The organism is Streptomyces javensis, from assembly GCF_039525925.1.
Taxonomy (GTDB): domain Bacteria; phylum Actinomycetota; class Actinomycetes; order Streptomycetales; family Streptomycetaceae; genus Streptomyces; species Streptomyces asiaticus.
The window spans coordinates 1-1341 of sequence record NZ_BAAAIF010000240.1 but is presented as its reverse complement, the minus strand read 5'-3'; the positions used below and the strand labels follow the sequence as shown (position 1 = coordinate 1341).

Below are 1341 nucleotides of genomic sequence, written 5' to 3'. Positions count from 1 at the left end.
CGCTCATCCAGCGGTGGCGCCGTCTGCTGGAGCAGGCCCTGACCGACCCCGACCGGCCCCTCAGCGACATCGACCTGCTCACCCCGACCGAGCGTGCGGCCCTGCTCCGCCAAGGCACGGCCGACCCCTCACCCGCCGCCACCACCCTCCCCGCCCTCCTGACCGCCCAAGCCGTCCACACCCCCCAAGCGCCCGCCATGGAGTGCGGAGACGAATGCCTCACCTACGAGGAGGCCGACGCACGGGCGAATCGGCTGGCCCGGTATCTGATCGGGCGTGGAGCCGGGCCGGAGACGGTGGTGGCCGTGGCGGCGCCCCGCTCGCTCGACATGGTCATCGCGGTTCTGGCGGTCCTCAAGTCGGGCGCCACCTATCTGCCGATCGACATGGCGTACCCGCCGTCCCGTATCGGCTTCATGCTGCGCGACGCTCGCCCTCTCGCGGTGGTGACGACCGGCCATACCCTCCGCGACCTGGGCTGCGATGACGTTCCTCCGGTGGTGCTCGACGATCCGGACACCGCTGCCACGATTGCCGTCCTGACCGGCTCCGCTGTCACCGATGCGGACCGCGTGCACCCTCTGCGTCCCTTGCACCCGGCCTATCTCATCTACACTTCCGGCTCCACCGGCACCCCCAAGGGGGTCGCCGTGCCGCATGCCGGAATCGCGAGCCTGGCACTGACACAGGCCGACCGGTTCGACGTGGGCGAGGGGAGCCGGGTCCTGCAACTGGCCTCGCCCGGTTTCGATGTGTCCATGATGGAGCTGGTCATGGCCGTCGCCACCGGGGCCACACTGATCGTTCCGCCCGCCCGGACACTGGTGGGCGAGGACTTGGCCGTCGTACTGCGGGATCAGCGCATCAGCCACGCCGTCATGTCGCCGACCGTGCTGGGCAGCATTCCCGATGGCGCGTTCCCCGACCTCCGCACCTTGATCATCGGCATTGAGGCTTGTCCGGGAGAACTGGTGCAACGCTGGTCCGTCGGGCGGCGGATGGTGAATGCCTACGGCCCCACCGAGGCCACGGTGTACGTCACGGCCACGGGACAGCTCTCCGGCCCTGACGTGCCCCCGATCGGTGGGCCGATCGCCGGTATGCGGGTGTATGTGGTGGATGGTGGGCTGGGTTTGGTGCCGGTGGGTGTGGTGGGTGAGTTGTATGTGGCGGGTGTGGGGTTGGCGCGGGGGTATGTGGGTCGTCCCGGGCTGACGGCGGAGCGGTTTGTGGCGGATCCGTTCGGTGGGCCTGGGGAGCGGATGTATCGCACGGGGGATTTGGTGCGGTGGCGGTCGGACGGGTCTTTGGAGTTCGTTGGTCGGGCGGATGATCAGGTGA

1 protein-coding gene is annotated in these 1341 nt (G+C 69.4%); it reads left to right on the top strand.

The features are described 5' to 3' along the window. A partial coding sequence (locus ABD329_RS47750) for a non-ribosomal peptide synthetase (protein ID WP_344318282.1) occupies positions 1 to 1341 on the top strand: 1341 nt, incomplete at both ends.